Annotated in this window: 15 protein-coding genes; 9 read left to right on the forward strand and 6 right to left on the reverse strand. The window is 55.4% G+C overall.

Annotated features, from left to right (window positions below):
• Positions 1–88: 88 nt before the first annotated feature.
• The 4 genes from nikC to NSQ46_RS28325 are packed head-to-tail and all read left to right on the forward strand — an operon-like array spanning position 89 to position 3,995.
• Complete coding sequence (gene nikC, locus NSQ46_RS28310) at positions 89–988, forward strand: nickel transporter permease (protein ID WP_028404119.1); 900 nt, start codon at positions 89–91, stop codon at positions 986–988.
• A 19-nt stretch (positions 989–1,007) separates the two neighbouring features.
• Complete coding sequence (locus NSQ46_RS28315; RefSeq protein ID WP_028404120.1) at positions 1,008–1,931, forward strand: ABC transporter permease; 924 nt, start codon at positions 1,008–1,010, stop codon at positions 1,929–1,931.
• A 32-nt stretch (positions 1,932–1,963) separates the two neighbouring features.
• The gene (locus NSQ46_RS28320; RefSeq protein WP_342575584.1) at positions 1,964–2,980 is read left to right on the forward strand and encodes an ABC transporter ATP-binding protein; all 1,017 of its coding nucleotides are present in this window, start codon (positions 1,964–1,966) and stop codon (positions 2,978–2,980) included.
• Between the two features lie 4 nt (positions 2,981–2,984).
• Positions 2,985–3,995 carry a dipeptide ABC transporter ATP-binding protein gene (locus NSQ46_RS28325; RefSeq protein ID WP_342577025.1) on the forward strand — a complete coding sequence of 337 codons (1,011 nt, stop codon included), beginning with the start codon at positions 2,985–2,987 and terminating at the stop codon, positions 3,993–3,995.
• Positions 3,996–4,221: 226 nt separating this feature from the next.
• Here the strand turns inward: NSQ46_RS28325 and NSQ46_RS28330 are convergent, their stop codons facing one another.
• Both NSQ46_RS28330 and NSQ46_RS28335 read right to left on the reverse strand, forming a co-directional pair.
• Entirely contained in the window at positions 4,222–5,541 is a 1,320-nt protein-coding gene (locus tag NSQ46_RS28330; protein WP_342575586.1) for an FtsW/RodA/SpoVE family cell cycle protein, read from the reverse strand.
• Positions 5,542–5,543: 2 nt separating this feature from the next.
• The gene (locus NSQ46_RS28335; protein WP_210094257.1) at positions 5,544–5,873 is read right to left on the reverse strand and encodes a PadR family transcriptional regulator; all 330 of its coding nucleotides are present in this window, start codon (positions 5,871–5,873) and stop codon (positions 5,544–5,546) included.
• A 254-nt stretch (positions 5,874–6,127) separates the two neighbouring features.
• Between NSQ46_RS28335 and NSQ46_RS28340 the strand changes: the two genes are divergently transcribed.
• The 4 genes from NSQ46_RS28340 (at position 6,128) to NSQ46_RS28355 (ending at position 12,230) form a co-directional block, all read left to right on the forward strand.
• Positions 6,128–8,923, forward strand: coding sequence for a glycoside hydrolase family 3 C-terminal domain-containing protein (locus tag NSQ46_RS28340; RefSeq protein ID WP_342575589.1), 2,796 nt, complete (start codon positions 6,128–6,130; stop codon positions 8,921–8,923).
• A 216-nt stretch (positions 8,924–9,139) separates the two neighbouring features.
• Entirely contained in the window at positions 9,140–9,673 is a 534-nt protein-coding gene (locus tag NSQ46_RS28345; RefSeq protein ID WP_210094259.1) for an RNA polymerase sigma factor, read from the forward strand.
• Entirely contained in the window at positions 9,660–11,315 is a 1,656-nt protein-coding gene (locus tag NSQ46_RS28350; RefSeq protein ID WP_342575590.1) for a DUF4179 domain-containing protein, read from the forward strand. The genes NSQ46_RS28345 and NSQ46_RS28350 overlap by 14 nt, the downstream gene beginning before the upstream one ends.
• A 468-nt stretch (positions 11,316–11,783) precedes the next feature.
• The gene (locus tag NSQ46_RS28355; protein WP_210094261.1) at positions 11,784–12,230 is read left to right on the forward strand and encodes a carboxymuconolactone decarboxylase family protein; all 447 of its coding nucleotides are present in this window, start codon (positions 11,784–11,786) and stop codon (positions 12,228–12,230) included.
• On the opposite strand, the gene NSQ46_RS28360 is transcribed toward NSQ46_RS28355, so the two are convergent.
• Positions 12,199–13,098 (reverse strand): sigma-70 family RNA polymerase sigma factor, encoded by a 900-nt coding sequence (locus NSQ46_RS28360; RefSeq protein WP_342575592.1) that lies wholly within the window; start codon positions 13,096–13,098, stop codon positions 12,199–12,201. The genes NSQ46_RS28355 and NSQ46_RS28360 overlap by 32 nt on opposite strands.
• 143 nt (positions 13,099–13,241) lie before the next feature.
• The gene (locus NSQ46_RS28365; protein ID WP_342575593.1) at positions 13,242–14,561 is read right to left on the reverse strand and encodes an amino acid permease; all 1,320 of its coding nucleotides are present in this window, start codon (positions 14,559–14,561) and stop codon (positions 13,242–13,244) included.
• A gap of 397 nt (positions 14,562–14,958) precedes the next feature.
• Between NSQ46_RS28365 and NSQ46_RS28370 the strand changes: the two genes are divergently transcribed.
• Positions 14,959–16,311: a sodium-dependent transporter gene (locus NSQ46_RS28370; RefSeq protein WP_342575596.1), complete on the forward strand. Its 1,353-nt coding sequence runs from the start codon at positions 14,959–14,961 to the stop codon at positions 16,309–16,311.
• Between the two features lie 383 nt (positions 16,312–16,694).
• Here NSQ46_RS28370 and NSQ46_RS28375 read toward each other — a convergent pair whose 3' ends face one another.
• Both NSQ46_RS28375 and NSQ46_RS28380 read right to left on the reverse strand, forming a co-directional pair.
• Positions 16,695–21,689, reverse strand: a complete 4,995-nt coding sequence (locus NSQ46_RS28375) for a pullulanase (protein WP_342575598.1) — start codon at positions 21,687–21,689, stop codon at positions 16,695–16,697.
• A 513-nt stretch (positions 21,690–22,202) separates the two neighbouring features.
• Entirely contained in the window at positions 22,203–24,890 is a 2,688-nt protein-coding gene (locus NSQ46_RS28380) for a family 78 glycoside hydrolase catalytic domain (RefSeq protein WP_342575599.1), read from the reverse strand.
• Positions 24,891–24,893 lie beyond the last annotated feature (3 nt).

The following is a 24,893-nucleotide window of genomic DNA, read 5'->3' on the forward strand; positions in this document are numbered from 1 at the left end:
TGATACCAGCTAGATATTAATCCAACATCCGCATGCGCATGTTAGCAGCAATTCTCAAATTCATATTTTGGAGAAAGGATGATTCCCCATGGATAACCTGACCGCTGATGCTAGAACAACACAGCAGCCCGGCCTGCATGAGGCTCACAGGACTAGATGGAAATCTTTCTATTATCGGTTGAGGAAGAATAAAGCGGCATTATTCGGAGGCTACTTTCTCCTATTCGTCATCCTCGTTGCGATAATCGGTCCGCTATTGACCCAATACGACCCGAGCAAAATCGACTATACGGCCAAATTCCTGAAGCCATCCGCCGATCATTGGTTCGGCACGGACCATAATGGACGAGATATCTTCACCCGCATCATTCACGGCATGCGGCTGACGCTGTCGGTCGGCTTCGTCTCCGTCATCATCGGCGCCGCGTTCGGGATCGTGCTCGGGATTGTTTCGGGGTATTACGGGGGCAAATGGGATACGTTCATCATGCGGATCACCGACGTGATGCTTGCATTCCCCGGCATACTGCTTGCCCTGGCGATCGTCAGCGTTCTTGGCAAAAATCTGTTCAATGTCATCATCGCCGTCAGTATTTTCTCCATCCCTATGTTCGCCAGGGTCGTGCGCGGCTCCACCCTTGCCGTACGCCGGCTGGAGTACATTGATGCCATGCGCTCGCTCGGCGCCAGCGACCGACGGATTATCTTCGGCCACATACTGCCGAATATCCTGTCGCCGATCATCGTACAGGCTACGCTCCGGATTGCCGTTGCCATTCTGACGGCAAGCGGACTCTCCTTCCTTGGGCTCGGGGCGCAGCCGCCTACGCCGGAATGGGGGGCCATGCTGAACGACGGCCGCAACTATATTACCGACCATCCGCATGTCGCTTTATTCCCCGGCTTGTCGATCGTGCTTGTCGTCATTGCCTTCAATCTGCTGGGCGACGGGCTGCGGGACGTCCTTGACCCGAAATTAAAAAAATAATGAAGGGAGCTGCCGGGCCATGCTCAAGTATTCCGTTCGGAGACTGATTCAGACGATTCCCGTGATCATCGGCGTCACGATTGTCGTTTTCCTGCTCATGCATCTCATTCCCGGGGACGCGGCACAGGTCATCATCGGGGAAGGCGCGCCGAGAGAGCAAGTCGAACAGATCCGGGAAAATCTCGGACTCAACGATCCGCTGCCGCTTCAGTATTGGAACTATGTCAGCGGGCTGCTTCAGGGGGATCTGGGCGACTCGATCCGCAGCAGCCGGCCGATTGCCGATGAGATTTTCACCAGCCGGTTCTGGATTACGTTAGAGCTCGCCGTGTATAGTACGATTCTGGCCGTGTTTCTCGGCATCCTCGCCGGCATCATCTCCGCCGTCAAGAAAAGCTCCCCCGCCGACATCGGGGTCATGTTCATCGCCCTGTTCGGGCTGTCGATGCCGAATTTCTGGCTCGGTCTGATGCTGATCCAATATTTTGCAGTGGATCTCGGCTGGTTCCGTCCCTCCGGCTGGGGCACCTGGTCGCAGACCGTCCTGCCCGTCATTACCCTTGGGACCGGCGGTGCCGCGATCATTGCGCGGATGACCCGCTCCAGCATGCTGGAGGTGATCAGCCAGGATTATATCCGCACAGCGCGGGCGAAGGGCGTTCGGGAACGCGTCATCATCTACCGGCACGCGCTGAAAAATGCGATGATTCCGGTCATCACCGTCATCGGTCTCGAATTCGGCGGACTGCTTGGCGGCGCGGTGCTTACCGAATCCGTATTCGCGGTCAATGGCATGGGCCGTTATGTGGTCGATTCCATCAGGGGCAGGGATTTCCCGGTCGTGCAGGCTACGGTGCTGGTGCTCTCGGTCATGTTCGTGCTGGTCAACCTGCTCGTGGACATCTCCTACCGGTATTTCAACAAACGCATTGATTTCGATTAATCGCGAATACGCAGAGAAGGGAGAGATGGTAGATGAAGTCAGCATCAACGCTGCTGGACATTAAGGATTTGCAGACTTCCTTTTTCACGGAGCAGGGGGAGGTCAAGGCCGTGGACGGGGTCAGCCTGCATGTCCGCAAAGGAGCGACGCTTGGCATCGTAGGCGAATCCGGCTCGGGGAAGAGCATTCTGTCCTTGTCGATTCTCCGCCTCATCTTGAGTCCGGGCAGGATTGTAGGCGGTCAAATTCTATATAACGGCGAGAATCTGCTGGATAAAACGGACCGGCAGATGCGCAAGCTGCGGGGCAATCAAATTTCGATGATCTTTCAGGAGCCGATGACATCGCTGAACCCGGTCTTTACGATCGGTGATCAAATCGCCGAGGTTTATCGCATTCACGAGCAGCTGGGCAAAAAACAAGCGCTGGAGAAAGCCGTGCACATGCTGCGGCTTGTCGGCATCCCCTCACCGGAGAAGCGGATTTCGCAGTACCCGTTCCAGCTGTCAGGCGGGATGCGGCAGCGCGTCATGATTGCAATGGCGCTCGCTTGCAATCCCGACCTCCTGATCGCGGATGAGCCCACGACCGCGCTCGACGTGACGATTCAGGCGCAAATTCTGGAGCTGATGAAAGAGCTGCAGCAGAAGCTGCATATGTCGATTATTTTCATCACGCATGATTTGGGGATTGTCGCCGAAACCTGTGATGATGTGGCGGTGATGTACTGCGGCAAGGTCGTGGAATATGCCGATGTCCGTTCCCTATTCAAGCATCCGAAGCATCCCTACACCATCGGATTGATGAATTCGCTGCCGCGCCATGACGTCGACCAAGAAGCGCTGGAGCCGATCCGGGGCTCGGTGCCGAGCCCATTCGACCTGCAGAAAGGCTGCCGGTTTGCCCCGCGCTGCCCGGATGCCCGGAAGCTCTGCTATGATCAGCAGCCCGAGCTGTCGGCGCTGACGAACCGCCAGCAGGTCAGCTGCTGGAAGTATACCGATCAATGGGATGCCGTAAGCGAGGTGAACGATAACGATGAGCGATAATAGAATCGGCAAGGAATTATTGTCCGTTAAGCATCTGAAGCAGTATTTTCCGATCAAGGGCGGCATCTTTGGACGTACCGTCAATGTCGTGAAGGCCGTAGACGACATTTCCTTCTCCGTTAACGAGGGGGAGACCGTCAGCCTCGTCGGCGAATCCGGATGCGGCAAATCGACGACCGGACGGGCAATTCTGCGCCTAGATGAGCCCACCTCCGGCGAAGTCGTGTTCGAGGGCACCAATCTACTTGCCTTAAGCAAATCGCAGATGAATCGGAAGCGCAAGGACCTGCAGATGATTTTCCAAGACCCGTACGCTTCATTGAACCCTCGCAAAACGGCGGTTCAAGTGCTGGAGGAAGCGATGGAAATTCAGAACATCGTCCCGAAAAAGGAGCGGCGGTCAAGGGCCATCGAGCTGCTCGAAACCGTCGGCTTATCCGCCTATCAGGCCGATCGCTACCCGCACGAGTTCAGCGGCGGACAGCGGCAGCGGATCGGCATCGCCCGCGCGCTGTCGGTCAATCCCAAGCTCATTATAAGCGACGAGGCCGTGTCCGCTCTTGACGTCTCGATCCAGGCTCAAGTGCTGAACCTGATGAAATCGCTCCAGAAGGAATTCAAGCTGACGTATCTGTTCATCTCCCATGATCTTGGCGTCGTCCGCCACATCTCCGACCGGATCATCGTGATGTACCTTGGCACGATCGTTGAGATTGCGGACAAACAATCGCTGTTCCGGCGGCCGCAGCATCCCTACACCCGAGCGCTGCTGTCTGCGATCCCCACCCTCGATCCCGACCGCAAGAAGGAGCGGATTCTGCTGAAAGGGGACGTCCCTTCCCCGCTCAACCCGCCGTCCGGCTGCCGCTTCCATACCCGCTGCATGTACGCCACGGACCGCTGCAAATCCGAAGCCCCAGTCCTTCGGGAAGCAGGCATGGGCGGCGGCCATCAGGCAGCGTGCCATTATATCGAGGAGATTGCGGAAGGTGCGCTTTATTCTAGGAAGGAGTAATACCGCAGGCTCCCGGTAATACATCGCTATGCGGAGGAAAGAACCGGGTGCGAAATTTAACTGATGGAGTGGACGCAGGTGCGAATAGAAACAAATGCGTAAGAAACAGGTGTGATAGAAATGGTGCGGGTAGAAGTGATGCAATAGAAAGACCGAGCGGCTGTGCCGCTCGGTCTTAATCATGGGCTAGAGCAGAATCAACCGCTACGTGGTAGCTTTTTTTCGCTCACTTCACTCTAACCGCTTCGATTCCTCCGAGGTCGCTCGGAATCATATTTTTCCGCCGGTAAATCGACAGGATCAGGCCGACGACAGCCAAATCTATGAGCTGGTTCGTCCCACCGTAGGAGATGAAGGGCGGGTCCAGAGAGACGAGCGGGGCAATCCCTATTCCCATAAGTAACGGCCATAACAGCCGGATTCCAAAGACGACCATGATCATCGCTGCCATATGTCTGGCATAAAGATCCCGATGCGTTTTGGAAACTTTCCAGATTCTAATCAGGAATAATATCGTCAAGACTACAACGGCAATACCAAAAATCCAACCGAAGCAATATACGAGATAAGGAAATACGCTATCATTCAAGATATAAGGCAATTTGGGGGATTCTGCTCCGAAACCTTGCCCAAACCACCCGGCATTCTTAATCGCACTTATGCTGTTGCCAACATGCCAGTTATAGCCGGAAAGCGGGTTTAACATATCCCTCCACCGAATAAGCAAAAGTTCCATATGCGTAAAAAGAGAAATCGTTAAGCTCGCAAGTGGAAGCGTCATGATTAGGACAAATTGCCGCGGTTTTTTCTTCGTTCTCCAGGTCAAGACAAGGAATCCGGCCGCGTAAATAAGAGAATACATAACCGAGTTGCTCATGCTGTAAAGCACGATTGGCAGAACGCCCCGATACAGCAGATTCAGCACCATCTCCCATCGCCCCCACTCGAATGCAGGTTTCATTCCAGCCTGTGCAACAAGGAGCGGGAGCAAGGAAAAGGTAATCATATTGACCCCAATAAAGCCGATACCCAAATATCCTGTATTGTATCCATGCAGCTTACCGTAGACTAAAACATATCCAAGTAAGAATAAGACAGAGAAAAATACGATTCCCGCGAATCTTCTTAATTTTCGATAATCCGTAAAATAAAGAACGATAAGCAGGAAAATCCCTATTCCAAAAAACAGTATCTTCCTATCAGGGATTTGCATAAAGCGAATAACATCGGTATAGTAAACGCTCATTGTCCCGAACAGTCCGATTACCGAGAACAATCCTACAATGACAAGCAGCTTCCAATCCAGCTGCGGCCGGTGGGCCATATGCAGACTTCGCCCGATCTCCTCCGGCTCGCCCATCTGCCGAACCGCCTCCAGCACGGCCGGCTCCTCGGCATTCCCCTCCAGCATCAGCAGCTCTGCCCGCTCCTCGATATGGCTTAGCAGCTCTTCCCGGATCTCCGCGTGCATGGGCTTTGCCCGAACCTGCTTGCACACGCGGTCCAGAAAATCCTGTACCGTCCTGTACTCTTCAATATACCGCACGGTTAGCTTCCCTCCCCGATGACGGTATCTACAGCGGTTCGGAACGCAATCCATTCTTTGGTCTTCTCATGAAGCTGATCCTTCCCCCGCTCCGTGATCCGATAATACTTCCGTTTGCGTCCATCAACCTGACTCCAATAGGATTCAAGCCACCCTTCCGCCTCAAGCGTATGCAGGATCGGATACAGCGTGCCTTCCTTCATAACGAATACGCCGTCCGAGCTTTGCTCGATCTCCTTGATCAGCTCATACCCGTACATCTCCCGCTTGTTCAAAACGGTCAGCAGTAAAATGACGGTGCTGCCCTTCAGCAATTCTTTGTTGATGCCCATCCCGCTACCCTCCCATACCTAGTAAATCTATGTATCGTAATTCTAGGTATGATTATAAAACATCCTCCCCTGATTCGCAATCCTAAACAGGCTAAATTATCGCATGAAAACAACGCTAATTATGCGTGTATGAAGCGGCCGCCGTCCACGATATGATAGAGTTGATTTCAATTCGGCTGCAATGTGTAGACGCTGCTCGGCTGTTACTGACAGCGTTTCCATTTCACAATCATGCTAAGAAATGAGGTTATATTATGAATTATCCATTCCAGAATCCCGATCTTCCCTTGGAAGAACGGGTTAACGACCTGGTCTCAAGATTCACGCTGGAGGAGAAAATCGAGCTCATGTGCCAATACCAGGCAGAGATTCCCCGTCTTGGCGTGCAAAAATACAAACACGGCACTGAAGGTGCCCACGGCGTTGCATGGCTTGGCGAAGCGACGGTCTTTCCCCAAAATACCGGGCTTGCCTGCACCTGGAATCCCGAGCTGATGCGTCAGATCGGATCAGTTATCGCCGATGAGGCCCGCGTCTACTACCAGCGCGACAAGGCCGTCAACGGCCTGACCATCTGGGCGCCGACCGTCGATATGGAGCGCGATCCCCGCTGGGGACGCACCGAGGAAGCCTACGGCGAGGACCCCCATCTGACCGGCGAGCTGTCCACCGGACTCGTTCAAGGCATGCAAGGCGACCATCCTTTCTACTACAAAACGGTCGCGACCCTTAAGCATTTCTACGGCAACAACAACGAGGTTGACCGCGGCTGCGCTTCGGTAAGCATCGACCCGCGGAACAAGCGGGAGTACTATTTGAAGGCCTTCGAGCCGGCTTTCCGTAAAGGCGGCGCCAAGTCGATGATGACCGCTTATAACGGCATTAACGGTACGCCGTGCAATCTGAACGATGAGGTAAACCGGATCGTCAAACAGGAATGGGGCATGGACGGATTTGTCGTCGGCGATGCCGGGGACGTGCTCGGCACCGTCATGGACCATCATTACGTCGATTCCTACGCCGAGGCTGTAGCCCGTTCCGTAAAGGCCGGAATCGACAGCATTACCGATGACCAGGAGATCTCCTTCCGCGCCCTCCGCGATGCGCTGGAGCAGGGCCTGCTTACAGAGCAGGATCTCGATCACGCGCTCCGCAACACGTTTCGCGTGCGCTTCCGCCTCGGCGAATTCGATCCGGAGGACCGCAATCCATACAGCCATGTCCCGGAATCGAAGCTGTGCGCACCCGAGCATGCCGAGCTGTCCTTACGGGCAGCTCGTGAATCCGTAGTCCTGTTGAAGAACGACGGCCTGCTGCCGCTGAACAACAATATGCCGTCGGCAGCGGTGATCGGCCCGCTTGCGGATGAAGCCTTTACCGACTGGTACAGCGGCACGCCGCCATACCGGATCACGCCGCTCCAAGGCATTACGGAGAAAATGAACGGCCGCAAGGTGAACCTCCATACCGGGCTGGATCAAGTGCGCCTGCGCAGCGCGGCCAGCGGTCAGTACGTGACGTTGGCGGATGATAACAGGCTTCTCTTCGGAACGAACGAGTCTTCGGAGGCTGCCCTCTTTGAACGCAACGATTGGGGCTGGGGATCCGTTACGCTCCGCCTTGTGAGCAGCGGCAAATTCGTGACGGAGACCGAGAACGGTCTTCAGGCAATCGCTGACGAAGCCCGCGGCTGGTTCGTGAAGGAAGCCTTTGGTCTCGAAACGCTTCCGGACGGTACAACGGTCATGACTTCATGGGAAGGCAAGCCGGTCATTCTGGATGAACAAGGCCGGTTAACCATCGGTGCTGACGGTGCAGAGGCCGCACCGTTTATGCTGGAGACCGTTGAGGATGGCATCGAAGCAGCGGCTGCCGCGGCGAAAGCGGCCGAAACGGCCATCGTTTTTGTCGGCAACAGCCCGTTCATTAACGGCAAGGAAACCATCGACCGTCCTGACATCGTGCTCCCGTCATCCCAGCAGCAGCTGATTCAAGCAGTACATGCAGCGAATCCAAACACGGTTGTTGTCATTGTGGGCAGCTATCCATTCGCCGTGAACTGGGAGCAGGAGCACGTGCCTTCCATCGTCTTCACGTCGCATGCCGGCCAGGAGCTCGGCCGTGCCGTAGCGGATGTCCTATACGGAGACTACAATCCGGGCGGCCGATTGAACATGACCTGGTATAAATCCGTTGATCAGCTTCCGAACCTGATGGACTACGATATCATTAATGGGAAGCGTACGTATCAATATTTTGACGGGGATGTGCTTTACCCGTTCGGACATGGTCTTAGCTATACCCGCTTCGCTTACGGCCGGCTGTCCATCAGCGAACCCGTTATGAAAGCGGACGGTCAGGTTACGGTCTCCGTTCAGGTGCGCAATGAAGGCGATCGCGCCGGCGACGAGGTCGTCCAGCTGTACGTCAGCGCGAACAACTCCCGCGTCGTGCGTCCGCTCAAAACGTTAAAGGGCTTCCGCCGGATTCACCTGGACCCGGGCGCCTCGGAAACGGTAAGCTTCGAGCTAGCCGCGGAGGAGCTGGCGTTCTGGGACGTCACGCGCGAGCGTTACTGCATCGAGAGCGGTGAATACAGCGTTATGGTCGGACCTTCCTCTTCACAGGCTGCCGAAACGGCTATCCTGCAAGTGGAAGGAGAAGTCATTCCGCCGCGTTCCTTATCCGGGCGTGTCCGTGCCGTCAATTACGACGATTACAGCGGGGTGTTCATCGACGAATGCCGCGAAGGCGGCGAAAGCATCCGTGTCGCCACGGAAAGCGGATGGATCGCCTTCCATGACGTTGAGTTCAGCGAACCTGTCTCTACGTTCGAGGCCAGAGTGTCCGGCCATATCCGGGGCGGCGAGTTAGTTCTCGCAACAGGCAGCCCAGATGGCCCGATCATCGGAAGCTGCAAGGTGATCCCGACCGGCGGACGCCAAGCCTGGACGACCGTCAAGGCGTCCGTAGAGGCCATATGCGGACGGCATGATGTGTTCCTTATCTTAAAAGGCGAAGTTCAAGTAAGCTGGCTGCGGATGGTTTAATCGGCGAAACTGCTTATATTTTCGGCAATGCCTTCTCCCTATCAATTCCGAGAACATCTGCCCCTCTTTTTTTAGAGCGGGACAGATGTTCTTTTGCTATCTTAGAGTCATAGCTTTAACGGATTGTTCTACCATACTTGGGGCTATTTCGGAAAATGAACCTTTTCCAAGGGTCATTTGTTTATATAGCATAACGCGAAGAAAGGAGTGCCGTAATTGACCGAACGTGAGCTGTTTGATTCGTACAACAAGGAAGTGTACCGGACTTGTTATTACATGCTCCGAAACGCGCAGGATGCGGAGGATGTATGCCATGACGTATTCGTCACCGTATTTCGGCAGGACTGGAAGCGTATCGAGAATATCCGGGCATGGATTATGCGCATCACGATGAATCACTGCCTGAATCTGCTTAGGAAAAACCAGACGAAACGCGAGAAGCAGCCCCAGGTTCAGTGGCTCCATGAACACAAGGCCGCATCGATCAAATCGGTCGACGCAGTCGTGCTCGAGAGAGAGACCTCGGCCGAATGGGAGAAACTGCTGAAGCAGCTTCCCGATAAGCTGCTTGCGGTGGTAACCCTCCGCTTTATCGGCGAGCTGTCGGTGGCGGAAATCGCCGATACCTTGCATATTCCGCAAGGAACCGTGAAGTCAAGGCTCCATAAAGCATTGAAGCTGATGCGCAAGAAGCTGGAACAAAATCATTCCGTATGGTTGAAGGGAGAGGAACGACTTGGAACGTCTTGAGAATCAAATGAAAGACCTAATGAAACACTCGAACACGGTGCCTTATCCGGATTTCGACCGGATGTGGAGCAGCATCCAGCAGGGCGAGCTGCGGACAGCCGCCGGAGGAGAATTAGCAGCCCCCCGTTCGCGCAGCCGAAAGCGGACCGCAATTGCAGTCTCGTTGTCTGTCGCCCTTATGGCAACGCCCGTATACGCAGCAGTGACCTATGATTGGTCCAATCTTCTGTCCTTCAGAGCCGGTATTGAGACTGCCCTGGAGCAGGGGCTCGGCCAAACGATCGAGCAATCGGTCACCCGAGACGGCATCACGTTGACGCTGCATACCGCCTTTACGGATGAGAACCGGACCTTTCTTTTATACAGTCTCGATCCTGGAGCGTCCGCGAAAGGGAAATCTGTCAGCTTCGAAAACATCGGGCTTAAAGATGCCAACGGCAAGCTGATTAAAGGCCGCTACTATCACCAATGGAATGAGGAGCTTCAGGTCTTCCAGGGATATTTCGAAACCGATTGGGTGCTGAATGAGCGCCAAGCCGAGATGGAGTTTGTCGTGGAAAACATCCGCTTTATCGGAGACGGCAGCCAAACCATCGCTTTCCGTCCCGACCATCCGGAGACGCAAACATTCGAGATCCAGAAGGACGGGATCGGCACGGTTACGCTGCAATCCTTCGATCAGCCCGGAGACAAGGTTCTGCTCAATTCCGTCATTACCTTTACCGATCCGGCCGTTCAGTCTAACAGCTGGGTTCGGATCGAAGCGACGAATCACGAGGGAGCGCGTATAAAGGAAACGGAAACCCCGGTATTCGGGACACCGGGAGCGTCCGACGAATATTCGAGCCAACAGGTATTTTCCGCAGCCTCCTTGCGCGCCGAAGGAACGACGTTCCAGCTCAAATATGATCGCACGATCGGAAGGGCCGATGGAACTTGGAGCCTGGGCACCTCCCTTTCGAAGAAGCAGCTGGAGGACAGCTCGTTTAAGGAAGAGTTGAATATTCCATTCACCGAGGTACCAGGGGGAACGAAAATCGCAGAAATGATCGTCACGCCAACTCAGGTTCGGCTCGTCTTGACCCATGAAGAGAAATTTACAAGGGCCCACTATATGAATTACAAGCTGGATGTGGGCGGCAAGCTTCTCAATGGCAACGTGTGGACTGTGCCGAATCAATCAAACAAAACGGAGCTTCGGTTCGAAATGGCCGGCCTTACGCCTGAAAGCTTGGCCCAACAACCACTAACGCTGATTGCTAACCATCGGGTCGATGAGCACAAGGGCGATGATAATCCGGTGGTTCGGCTAACCGGGATCTCCACAGAGCGGCAAACGGTAAGCTCCATCATTGGGGGTTATCCGGTCACCTGGACCTACTACATGAAGGACGGCAATCTGTACGTACAATCCAGCAGCACGGATTCTGCGTTCGGCGGAGTGAATCAAACCTATTATCTGGACGGCAAGGATCGGGAATACGGAAGACCTGCCATCCTCGGGGTATTCGGAGACGGAAATAATCAGCATATGGACGTTTATGAGAACTATACCGGAACCGAGCAAGAGCTGTATATCTATAACTATACGACCACCCAGCCTGATGACGAGCTTCGCGTTCCAATTAGACAGGGAAAATAAGTCATGATGATACCACCGGTGCGTTGCTTAGCGTCCACGCTGGTACGACAAGCCATTAACGCACGTCGCAGCCAATTCGTGTGCAGCCAACCATTTAGCAGCTGCGCGAAGCCCGCAATCCGGCCGCTCCCTCATTTTTCACGGCTGACAGCCTAAGCGGGCTCTCTCGCCCACAAAAACAGCAGCCCTTCCGGCAGAATCTCTGCCCAGGACGGGCTGCTGTTTTTTCACTGCCGATAATCCGGTTCTGTCGGAGGGGTTCTCCGAGCTGGCACAGTCATGCCGCTGATAATTATCCCTTAAACTGCCTTAGATAGGGTATCGTCAACTAAGGTCCACAGCTAAAGTCCACTAGAAGTTGCTGGATTTGCTTGGTCAAAACTTTTTTCGGATGGACGTCACAATTCCATGGACCCGGTTGTCATAAGGGTGAACACAAAATAAAACAACCGCAAAGGAGACCCTCCCATGACCCTTAGAATGAATCACAGATCCGTCAATCCAAATGCCTTTAAGTCGCTGCTCGCCTTAGAGCAGTCCGCCAAAAACAGCGGCCTTGACCACAAGCTGTACGAACTGATCAAGCTTCGGGCATCCCAAGTCAACGGCTGCTCGTATTGCGTCGATATGCACGCCAAGGACTTGCTGTCCATGGGGGAAAGCACCGATCGGCTGCTTCTCCTCCCAATGTGGCGGGAAGTACCGATCTATTCCGAGGCTGAGCGCGCCGTTCTGGAGCTGACCGAATGCGTGACGAAGCTCCATGAGGCCGGCGTTCCCGATGACGTCTATGCGCGCGTGCGGGAGCATTTCGACGAGAAGGAATACGTCGATCTGATCCTGGCCATCAGCACGATCAATGCCTGGAACCGGATCGGCGTGTCTACCGGCATGTTCCCGGGCTGCTTTGATTAAATCGGAGCAGTTTATCGGGATTTACCATAAGAAAGATCCGTCTGATGCGGGAGCCGTCAGGCTCCCACTCTACGGTCAGCACCAGCGTAACCCGGCCGTTCTGTTTCAGCTGAAGCCCGGGCTCCCCATTCACCGCAACCGGCTCAAAGCCTTCACGAAATCTACCCTTTGCCGAAAGCCCCTCGAAAAAGGCGCGTACCCGATCGACCCCCAGAATGGGCTTAAGCGCAGCTCTTGCCTTGCCCCCTCCATCCGAGATGAGCGTTACCTCATCCGTCAAAAATGCCAGCAGAGGTTTGAAATTACCCTCATCGGAAGCTTTCAAGAATGCCTCGACAAAACGCTCCTGCGCTTCTATCCGGTGCTGCCGCGTGTCCGTATTCCATGAGATTCGGCCAATCTTCTGCTTGGCCCTGCTGAAGATTTTCCTGCAGCCGGGCTCCGTCTTGCCAAGCATCTCCGCCAGATCCTTGTATTCCAGCCCTAGCGTTTCCTTGCATACGTACACTGCACGTTCCAGCGGCGTCAGCTGCTGCAGGAGCACCAGGTAAGCATAGCCTATATTTTCACGGCGCTCGGCGGGATCGGCCGGCATTACCGGCCCGTCAATCGGCAGCGGCTCCGGCAGCCAAGGTCCTGTATAAGTCTCGCGCTGACGGCGGGACGAGCGCAGGAGATTGATGCAGCGGTTCGTGGTCATTTTTGCCAAGTACGCCTTTACATTCGATACCTCACCTTGGTCCATCGCAACAAATTGGGAAAAGACGTCCTGTACAATATCCTCCGCATCGGCGGCACTTCCCAGCATTCGGTATGCGAGGCTGAACAGAAGCGGTCGATAGGCGGTATAAATTTGTTCCAGCAGCATAAGCTCCCTCCTCGTCACTTCTGCATTTCTCTATCCTTACCTCATAATGAAGACAATTCAGCTGCCGCATTTGTGACGTCACCTGCCGACTGTCATGATTAGGGTGTCCCGAAACTGCGAAATTGCGAAGCTGTGACCAGCTATCACAACTTTGGGGCCTCCCCGTCTTCAGGGGCGGCTATAAAATCTGTGCCCTTCTTCCGTGCAAGCCAACCCGTGTGACGCTTTCTCCAAAACGCCGCAACGGCGACGACGGCAAGCGGATAGACGGCCGGCCATCCCAGGAATGGATAAAGAGCCACCGTCACGACAAGCGATACCCCGGAAGCCAGCCTTCCTATGCGATCGTCCCGCAGCAGCTTGAATCCGGCAAGGCAGCCGCCGACATACGTTGCTATAAATGTCGCATTGGGCAGAGCAATCAATTCGTTTAACGTTACCGCACCGCTCCCCAAGACGCACAAAGCGAGAATTCCGCCGGCTGCGATAAAACCAAGTCCGCCGACAGGCGTCCCGTATTTGCCGTTCAACGTACCCATCCACCGCGGTGCGGCCCCTTCCCGAGCCAGCGTTAACGCAATGCGGGAGGCTGCGCTTGAATACGCATTATGTGCAGCGAAGCAAATAAAGAGCGCGGCCGCGGCAACAATCCACCCGCCTGCCGGGCCAAGCGTCAGCTGCACCATGGCGCTCAGGGAAGTTGCCGAGCCCTCCTCTTGGCCGTAGCTTCGGGTTGCCACGTTCATGAATGCCACGGCAAAATATATGATCGCTACGATGCCGGCGCTCCATATCACACCGCGAAGAGCATTCCGCTTCGGGTCAACGAACTCGGCCGACAGGTGGGTCACCGCCTCCCAGCCGATAAAGCACCAGAACATTAAAGCAGCTGCCTGAAACACGCTCAGCCCGCCGTGCGGAAGAAAAGGCGTGAAATGAGCGGCGTCATAATGCGGAACCGACGTGCAGATTGCCAGCAGCAGGATGCCGAGGATTAAGGCTACGACGATCATTTGCACCCTCCCGGCTAATTTTAGCCCAAACCCGTTCATAACCAAAGGCAGGATGAATATGAGCAGGGCAAGGATATACGTCTCCATACTGCCCCACCCAAGCAAAACAGCCACGTACTGTGCTCCCGTTACCGCAAGGACCGGTCCCCCGATCGGCACCGACAATAGGAACAGCCAACCGACCAGATTGCCGTAATGGCGGCCAAAGGCCAGCCTGACAAAATGGGATACGCCGCCGGAACTCGGGTGCCTTGACGCCAACAGCCCCATTGTTACGGCCATCGGAACAACCAGGATGGACATGGCCAGCCAGGCTATGAGCGATGCGGGACCTGCCAGCTCTGCCGTTAAGCCGGGGATGAGCAGAATGCCGGACCCGATCACCGAACCGAGATATAACGCAATAATATGCGGAAGCCGAAGCACCTGGCGCAGCTCTTTTCTATCCATTTTGCACCTTCCTTTCGTTCAGTATGTTTTGTCTCCCCAAATTATCTCCTACTCTAGCTGAGGGCCCATCGCTTTTAAAGGGTCAGTTTTCAATGATTTTTAGCGGATAGTCTTCTAGGGCAATGGCCTGCTTGAAGACATTAGCCGCTCCAAAACCAATAAATCTATCGACAATCAGGCAAATATTCAATAAGATATGGGTTGGCAGGCATGGAACAGGCGGCGCACATGGTACAAAACAAAGCTGTTTCGGATAACGCGGAGTTGTGACGAAACTCCCAATTTAGCGGCCGTGGCCTGCGCACTCGGACGTATTAGGAAAATTTACTTATGCCTTATAAGCAAACTTGAAATATAATAGAGAAACTTAAATAAAAAATCTACTGGGGGAACATCTATGAAAAAACAGCTAAACGACCCAGCTGCATCCGGAAAACAGGATCGTTTTTCTTCAGCGGGTTTCATACTGGCGGCCATCGGAAGCTCCGTCGGACTCGGCAACATGTGGAAGTTTCCGTACATTACGGGTGAGCATGGCGGCGCCGCCTTCTTCTTGCTCTTTATCATCTGTCTCATCCTGATCGGTTTGCCGGTCTTGCTCGCTGAACTCGCGATTGGACGAGCCGGCCGCGGCAGTGCGGCCACTTCCTTCGTGAAAGCTGGAGGAGCCAAAATATTCGGCCATCTCGGATTGCTGCAGGTCATCGCTCCATTCCTGATTCTGACGTTCTATGTCATTGTGGCGGGCTGGACGCTCCATTATGCGGTCATGTCCTTTAGCGGTGCACTGTATGAGAGCACCGATTTTACCGGACAGTTCGGCTCCTTCACGGCAGGCTATATGCCGATTGTATGGCAGGTCGTTGCGATTGCACTCACCGGATGGGTTGTCGCCAAAGGCGTCTCCGGCGGAATTGAGAAATTCAATAAAATTCTGATTCCGGGTCTCGTCATCCTGCTGATCGTATTGATGATACGGGCGGTCACGCTTCCGGGATCCGGCGCGGGGGTATCCTTCTTCCTGAACCCGGACTTCTCGAAGCTGAGTGCAGAGGCTGCACTGGTCGCTCTCGGCCATGCCTTTTTCTCCTTGTCGCTTGGAATGGGGATATTGCTGACTTATGGGGCCTATGTGGACAAGCGGCAGTCGCTTGGACAAGCTACCCTTGCTATTGGCGCCGGAGACTTGATCTATGCTTTTATCGCCGGCCTGATTATTTTTCCAACGACCGCGTCCTTCGGAATCGCACCGGATGCCGGTCCGTCGCTCGTATTTATCGCACTGCCGGCTGCCTTCTCGGCAATGCCGCTCGGCGCATTCTTCGGCGGATTGTTCTTCATCCTTCTTGCTATCGCCGCATTGACCTCGGCCGTCTCCTTGCTCGAGGTGCCCGTGTCGTATGTCATGGACCGCTGGCATTGGGGGCGGACGAAAGCCGTTGCTATCGTAGGCTCGCTGGTGCTGCTGCTGGGTCTTCCATCCGCATTGTCCTTCGGGATCGTACCCGGCCTTGAAGACATCGGCGGCAAAAATTTCTTTGACTGGCTTGATTTCATTACGTCCAATATCCTGCTTCCGGTAGGCGGCTTGATTACAACCTTGTTTGCAGGATACTTCTGGAAAAAAGCAGCCGATGCCGCCGGCCTCAAAGCCGGATGGTTCCGCGTGTGGCTGTTCATGCTCAGATACATTGCACCGATTCTGGTTGTCCTCGTTCTGCTGCATACGACAGGCGTAATTAAAGTCTAATAAGAAGACTTAAAGCAAGACAACTTAAGGCAACCTGACCCGTCACCGGGGATAGGTTGCCTTTTTCATGGATTGGGACTAAGCAAGAATTTCCGCGCTATTGCTACGCTCGACAATCAGAGCATACGAAATCAAGCGCCTTGCCACTCAAAACATGCATGATCGAGGATCTTAATGCTCATATATAAGGCCGAAACGGTTGCGGAGTTCCAGCAGTTATTCGATGGGCCGATATCGCCTATTTTGTATGACGAATAGAAACGGACACCCCAAAGGGTGCCCGTTGTTCGTTATTCGCCAGTTTTATTATTACGTCCCCGCGGTCATCGCCAACGCTCCCCTGCATGAGCAGGATTGCTTGAATTCCCCAATTCCAATTCTGCTTATTGCCGTTTGCTCAGCAGGTTCAAGATCGCCTGAGCGCTCTCCGCCCGGGTCGTTGCATCCTTCGGTGCGAAGCTGCCGTCCGTGCGGCCCTTCATCAGGCCGTGCGTCAGCGCCTCTTCCACCATCTCTGCTGCCCACGCCGAGATTTGCTCCTGATCCTTAGGAGCCGGCGCTTTAGGAGCTGTTCCGTTCGCTTCGTAAGCACGCAGGAGCATGGCCGCCATTTCTTGACGGGTCACCGCCGCGTGAGGCGCAAACATCCCGCTGCCCTTGCCATTCACCAGTCCATGCTGGCTCGCGGCGGCGACGGCGGAAGCATACCACGCCGAGCTGTCGACGTCACGGAAGACAGCCTCGGTTTGATCGGCTTCCAAATGCAATGCACGTACGAGCATAGCCGCGAATTCCGCCCGTGTCAGCTGCTGCTGCGGGCTGAATGTCGATTCGCTGGTGCCGTTCACGATATGCTTGGCCGCCAGCTCCTTAACCGCCTGCTCCGCCCAGTGGCCGGCAAGGTCGGCAAATGACTTATCGTACTCCCAAGCGGCGAATATGCCAGGTTGATTAAGCTGCGCGGTCAAATAGCCATCACCCGACTTGCCGCCGATATACATCAAACCTCCATCGGTTGCAATACGGTAGATTCCTGCCCACTTGGCATTGATCCCCGCTTCCAGGGCCGACCCGAACGTAATCGGCGAAGCGAACGCTTCCGGCTTGTATTCCGTGCCGTCGGACAGCTTAACGGCAAGCTGAACGTCGTACATCTTGCCGCCGCGCTTGATCTTGGCCTTCACGGACGATGCCGCCTTAGTCGTCATTGCATCCGCGTTCTGCTGCGCGATCTCCTCCAGCGTGAAGGAGATCACGGCATTCTTCCCCTGGCCTGCCGGTACCAGCTTCTGCAGCGAACTTAGCAGTGAGGCAGGAAGTCGTACCACCAAGCCTTCCCGTTTGAGCTCCAGTGCCTTCGTGCCCAGCAAATCGCCTGCCTGAAGCGGCAGCAGGATCTCCTTGTCCCCTGCTTGCAGTCCGATCGTTACGCTGCCCTGTCCGCTCTTCAGCATGTCCTCGGTAAGGATTCGCTGACCGGTCTCCGGTTGCTGCGGCTTCGCCGGATTCGTCGGCGGAGCAATGCCACCGGCACCTCCATCTCCGTTGCCTGAACCGCCGCCGGAGCCTGCGCCAGGGCTGCCGCCGTCGTTGCCTCCTGGGTTCGTGGCAGGGTTCATCTTAATAACGACCGCGGTCAACGGCTCCAGCGCAATGGAGCCGGATGTCAGCGTGAAGCCCGACTTCGTTGTGACCCCGCTCGTGCCGGCTTCATCGTCGTCCACGAGCACTTGCCCGGAGGTCAAGTCCTCGCTCAGCGTCAGCGAACGCTCCCGATTGTCGGCATTCACGAACACATAATAGGATCCGGTGCCGTCCGTTGCCTTATTTTTGTACGCGATCACCAAGTCCTGCGCCTTTACTTCCGGAATCTGCAGCAGCGTCACATTGGAATCCACCAAGCCGCGATCGCCGAGCCGGAATGCGTCGGTTGATTTCCGAAGCTCAATCAGGCCTGTGGTATACTCCCGCGTCTTGTTGTTCTCCGGAAACTGGACTTCATCCGTCGCCTTCGCCCAGTCGAACATATTGATCGCATCCGAGGAATCGTAGGAGTCATGAATAAAATAGCCGAAGCTCCTGCCGTTCTCATCAAACAATTCGTGATATTTCTGCTCCGGAACCCCCTGCCCCTTCCATTGCTTGGTGCGGCCGTATTCCTGCCCGGCATGGAGGAACGCCGTTCCCTGGGATGTTAACGTGATCAGGTTGCCAAGCCGGATCCGCTTATGGATCTCCAGATCATTCGACGGATCGGAAGGATCCTTCCTGATAGACTGCGCGATGATGTCATATAACGGCAGATTATCATGAGCTTCGATATACTGCACGATATCGCCCGGATCGTCTTCTTTCGTATTGCTTGGCTGTGCCTTGATATTGTTAAAAATCGTCTGAATGTCGCGTGCCCCGCCGGTAATGAATCTAGGCTCCCCTTCATGGCCGAAGCCCGATTTCAGCTCATTGCGGAACTCATCGGAAAATACGCCGACATCATCCGTTTTATCCATCCAGTTCTGGTCTGCGCCTTTGCCTGCCAGGGATGGATCGGATAGATGCCCGCCGAATGTCACCCAGCCTTCGCCGATGAACAGCGCATTCGGATTGATTGCAGCTGCAGCGTCATACGCATTCTGGACAGCCTCATATGTGGCATCACCCATCATGTCCCAGCGCATGCCGTCGATTTTGTATTCCTTAAACCAGTATTTCACCGAATCTACCATCAGCTTCTCGGCCATTTTGCGGTTGGTGGCCAGGTTATTGCCGAACCCGCCGATGAAATTGCCGTTGGCATCCTGGAAGGCATAATAATTCGGCACGATATCGTTCAGGAAATCGGCCTTGGCCATATGCGTGTACACGACGTCGAGAACGACGCCCATGTCCGCTTCATGGATCGCATGAATCATCGCTTTCAGTTCTTTGATCCGAAGCTCCGGATCGGCCGGATTCTCCGAGTAAGCGCCGTCCGGCGAGAAATAGCTGTGCGGGTCATAGCCCCAGTTGTATTCGTTGTCCTTCGCGGAGTATTCCAGCTCCCGGTTCTTCATGGCGGCCTCGTCGCCGTAATACCATGCCATGACGGGCAGAAGCTGAACATGCGTCACGCCGAGGGATTTAATGTACTCAAGCTTCTCTTTGAAGGCATCATAGGATCCCCATGTCGCATGGTTCAGATCGTGCTCGATCGAAGGATCGGACGTGAAATCCCGGACATGGATTTCCCAAATAATCGCATCTTCGCGCTGCTGATACCCCGGGATATTCGCGAAGTCGAAGCCGGCCGGGTCTGTCCCGCTCAAGTCCACTATCGCAGCCTTGCCGACGGTGTCGCCGTCCGGTCCTGCTTCGCCCTTCGTGTTGACCCGAAACTCCGCCATCGATTTGGCGTAAGGATCCAGCACCTTCTTCGTAACGCCTTGGTTGGTCACTTCATACTGGTAGTAATAGCCTCTAAAGTCGGCAATCCCGAGGTCTCCCGGCTTCAGCTCCACCGACCATACGCCGCGATCGCCCTTATGCAGCGGGACGGTTCCAATCAGCTTTGTCGCGTCGCCTTTATCGTACACATTCACCGCCACATTGTCCGCCGTCGGCGCCCACAGCTTCAGTACAGCACCTCCGCCTTGATAGGTCGCGCCGAGATCATCGCCTTCGTAGGCGTACATCTCGTCCAGCATGCGCCAGCCGGTGGAGGCCGTTACGGTCTTCCCGGCATAGGTGACCTGAAGCGGCACCTGGTCCAGCGTAAAATCAGCCTCCACTTCCACCGTCGTGCCATCAAGGATGCTCACCTTGCCGACATTGACCGTGCTGCCGTCTTTGTCGCGGATCTGCAGCTCGGTTTGGACAGCGCCGGCTTCCAGCCCGTCCGTCATTGTAAAGCCAAGACGCAGCTTGCCTGGAGCCAGCACTTCGGCCGAGACCAGCCCGGTTGCAACCTCTCCGTAAGGAGATACATACACCGTATTGTCTCCCTCTTTCAAGAACAGATGCTGGTAACGGTCGACTAAAGCAAAGCCGCGATCGCCTCCGTCCTTGCCTGCATCCCCCTTCGACGGATCCAGCACGATCAAGTTAATCTTCTGCGCATCGGCCTTCATCGGAATGTCGACATAAGCCCCGTAACGGTCTGTCTGACCCGCAGGGAACATGGTTGCGCCGGTAGGCCAGTTCTCCGAAGGCGCGGCCACATCTCCCCACAGCCATAGGCCGTATGAAGAATAGTTACCGTCCTGTCTTTGATAATGAACCCGTACGGTGTCCGCCGGCAGATCCACCGGCTCGAAGAGGTATACCGTATCGGAGCCTTCCTTGAGCCATACCTCGTTCATCTCCGGAGACGTAACAGCGAAGTTTTTGTCGCCGCCGTCCTTGTTGCCGCTGACCCGGTCAACGACCACGATGCCGGCCTTCTTGGCGTCCGCTTTCAGCGGAATGTCCACGAAGGCGCCGTATTCGTCGACTTGCCCGTCAGGAAATGGTGTCGCACCTGCCGGCCAATTTGCAGACGGTGACGCGACATCGCCAAAAATCCACAGCCCCATATTGCGGTAATTGCCGTCCATCCGCTGGTAATGAACCCGAACATGATCGACCGGGATCGGATCCGCCGGGTTGGCCGGCTGCTGCGGAATTTGATAGGTTGCGGATACACTGTGATCCAGCGCGTTGTAAGCAAAGGTGACCGCAGCGTCCTCTGGCAGCTTGAGCGTTTCTTTGCTTGCCGGATAGACCTCGGCGGCTGAATCCGCCCCGAGCGCGATCTGGTATTCATGATCGCCGCCGTAAACGTCTGCCGTCACGGTATAAACATTGTCATAATCCGTATCCTGCAGCATGAGCCGCGCATCTGAAGCAGACCAATCGGCGGCTTCACCAATGCCGGTCTGGAAGCTGCCAATGACCCGCGGAAGCTTGTCCGCGGCAAGCGGCTTGTAATATGTAGAATCGGCAATCCGATGTGTACCGTGATGATAGTAGAAGGTTACCTCGGTCTCCTTATCGAGTGTAATCTCAATGTTATCGCCCTTCTTGACACCATTGCGGTTCGAGTAATTGTCGAATCCGTAGCTTTCGTTCCAATCGCCAATTATCGCGATTTTGTACTCATACGTTCCTGCCGGCAGTACCCCTGTCAGACGGTATTCGCCGTCAGCGGTAGCGGTCATTTCGGTAACCGCCGCCGCAGGGTCCCAGTCCTTGTCATGGCCCAGCTTGGTTTGCAGGCTGCCGACGAGGACAACCTTGCTTGGCGCCTGGTTCGCATGTACCGTTGCAGGAGAGATGCCCAGCATGGACAGCACCAAGGATAGAATCACCAGGATGGACCATGCTCGCTTCATTGCCGGATTCATTACGGCCCTACTCATCATCAAAAGCCTCCTTTTTTCGTTAAATGTACAATACTGATTGAGTGCTACCGTTTGCGCAAACGCTTGCATAAATGGGTAAGGGCTTTCAATTCTTCGAAACTGACGACATTCCCCGACAAAGTCTGCTGAAAGATGCTGAACCTTCAGATGCGTTGTCATAGGCTAATTAACCGAAAGCGATTATAATGTAAACGTTTGCATTCTCTATTGTAGTATCGCTCCAAGTTAACGTCAACCACCCTTTTTTACTTCATTTCTCCCTTCTCTTGACTTCATCAACAAAATGTGAGGAGTGCTGGTTTCGTTGGCAGCCAATAACACTTCATAAAAAAGGGAGATCCCGCGACGATAGCGGACCTCTCCCTTCAATTTCCCGTTCCATTCCAGCGTTTAGCCACTACACCATTTCTGCCGTATTCCAGCGTTTCATGATTTCTCGGTTACCTTATGTCCGAAATCCTACTTTCCGCTTCGCCGTCCAGAGCGTACTCTCTTGGAAGATCGCCAAAATCGCTACAAGCCCTCACCGGCATATCGAATCATCAGCTCATAGTCCCCCGACAGAAGCTCCAATTCCAGCCGCGTTCCGCAAAGCCGGCACCCCGCGATCCCCGGAAAGTCCCGAAGGACGGCCCCATCTTCCCAGACCGGCTCATCCCGGTCCGCTATGCTTGTTATGGGACGATCAGGCCGCGAATCAAGGACAACAAGCCCCTTCATCGTGCAGGGCAGTGTAACTCGCAGCCGAATCCCGCCGCGCAGAACCCGCTCCCAGCGCACATTGATGCTTCCCCTCACAGTTGGCACCGCAGCCTCGGCGAACTCAAGCTCATCCGGGAAAAAGGGACGGATTCGAGCCTCCGCAAATCCCGGCTTGCCGCTCTGGATACCGCATATATATTCTTGCAGCAGTCTGGCGGGATACCCGTTCCACGCATGGCAGTGGGACTCGATGTCGTCCCAGCCCTCCCACAGCGTCTCTGCGCCTTGGGCAATCATATACCCCCAACCGGGGTAATCGGATTTACTAAGCAGCTGATAAGCCATTTCAGACCGTCCTTCCTCAAACAACAAGCGCACCAGCGGCAGCGAAAGCACGGTTCTGCTCTCCCATGGCATACCCGCAACGGCTTCCACCGCAGCTTCCCGGTCCTCCTCCGGCAGCAGTCCGGCATAGATCGCCAACGCATTCACGCCTTGGTGGAAGGCCTGCGAGCCGGAGCTGTCGCGAAGCAGCTTTCGGAACGGATCGTATAGGAAAGTCAGAATACCTGAGCGCAATGCCGCAGCCTGTCGTTCATACATTTCCTGGTCCTCCGCCTTGCCCAGCACATCCGCCGCTTCCGCCGCAATCCGGAGCGCCTGCCAAGCTTTAATCTGCTGCACCGTCAGGAACTCGCCCTCATGCTCAACCGTTGGATATGGCCAATCGCTGATATGCCAGCCATCTCCGACCGGTATTAAGCGGGTCTCCGGCGACGCCCCGGAGATGTAGGCGTCAATCATTTGCCGCATCGGCCCGTAATGGCGGAGAAGCAGCTGCCGATCCCCGGTAAAACGGTACAGCTTCCAAAGCAGCGTCGCATAATGCAAATCCCACTCCGGAATACGAAGATTGAAGTCCGGATGCAAGTAGTTCGACGGGAACACGAACGGAAAGGTGCCATCCGGAAGCTGCCCGTCCGCGAAATCCCCCAGCGTTTTGTCCAGCACCGGAACCGCTTCGAAATTATACAGCAAGGCCTCGGCCTGCAGATCGGTATCCGCCAAATACTGCGCCTGCTCGCGATGCGGGCAGTCCACGACCTGGCCCAGCACGTTGTTGCGCTGGGTTTGCATGCAAACGTCATACAGCTTGTTGATGAAAGCGGAGGAACAGCGGAAATGTCCCGTTCGCTCCATGTCCGTTCCCGCTGCGCAGATGGTCAGCTGTCCCTTCTCCAGAGGAGCTGGATATCCGGTCACCTCGACATAGCGAAAGGCCTTGTAGCTGAAATCCGGCTGCCAGCACTCGGGACCTCCCCGGCCGTGCATCGTATAACGGTCGAAATAGCTATGCGAGATTTCATTGCAGACCTGATGCGGCACCCGGCCGTCCGGGTCCAGCGATTCCGCGTAACGCAGCTGCACCGTCACCCCAGCCTTGCCGGGAGGCGTAATCCGAGGCCAACCAGAGACGATTTTCACCGCATCGAACACCTGAACCCAGCCTTCTGCCCCCTTCCTCGGCTGCCCCGCGGTGGTCGGCTGGATTAGCTCCAGCTCCGCTCCTTCCGGGAGCCGCTGCCACATCAGTGGCCACGCTCGGCAATCCGGGCTGGCCGCAACGGCAGGATCGCATAATGAATCGTCGTAAGCCGGAGTAAGCCACCTCGGATCCAGCAGGCCCCCGTCGTAATCCTCCACGGCGGACAGACGGCGGTTCTGTTGATAAGAAGTCCCGATCCGATGCGGGATGCGCCGAAGCGTCCGCCAGCTCCGATCGGAGGCGACGAGCGACTCGCTGCCGTCCGCATGCTCCGCATGAAGCTGCAGCAGAAGTCCCGGGGAGCCGTCGACATAGTTCTGGCCGCTGCCCCCCAGATAATGGACGCATGCCCCGATACAATTGGCGCCATGGGACAACAAGGAGGTGACGTCATACGCCAGGTAAAACTTGCGGCGGGGAACTCCCGTCGGCGCAGGCGACCCGAAGCCGCTTACCCGCTGCCCATTTACATACAACTGCACAATATGATGGGCCGAGACGAATAATTTTGCGCGAACGACCGGTGCGCCAAGCTCAAAGGTTTTGCGGAAATAGACGAAATCATTGATCACAATGTCGCCTGCTCGCCAGATCCACTCCGCCTGCCAGTCGCCAGAGAATAGTCCCGTCTCCCACCAGGCAGGTTCCATCGCATAACGGCTCCCGTCGCAGTCCCACACCTCGGCCTGCCACCAATAGCGCCGGTTTCCGCGAAGCGCGGGTCCTTCATAAGACAGGGACAGCTCATGACCGCAGCGCTTCCCGCTATCCCATAAGACTTCCCCATCCTCGCTGCGAAGACCCGCCTTCGTTGAGGCTACCTTCACCCGGCAGGCAGCCGGCTCCTCTCCCCGCCTAGTGCCGGTCAACTGCCAGGAGAATACAGGAAACCGCTCATCCAGCCCCGGCGGCGCATTGAGCCCGTTGACCCTTGGATTTTGTATCCTAAGCATGTC

Origin of the sequence: Paenibacillus sp. FSL M8-0142, from assembly GCF_038597315.1 — a bacterium.
Lineage (GTDB): Bacteria > Bacillota > Bacilli > Paenibacillales > Paenibacillaceae > Paenibacillus_AQ > Paenibacillus_AQ lactis.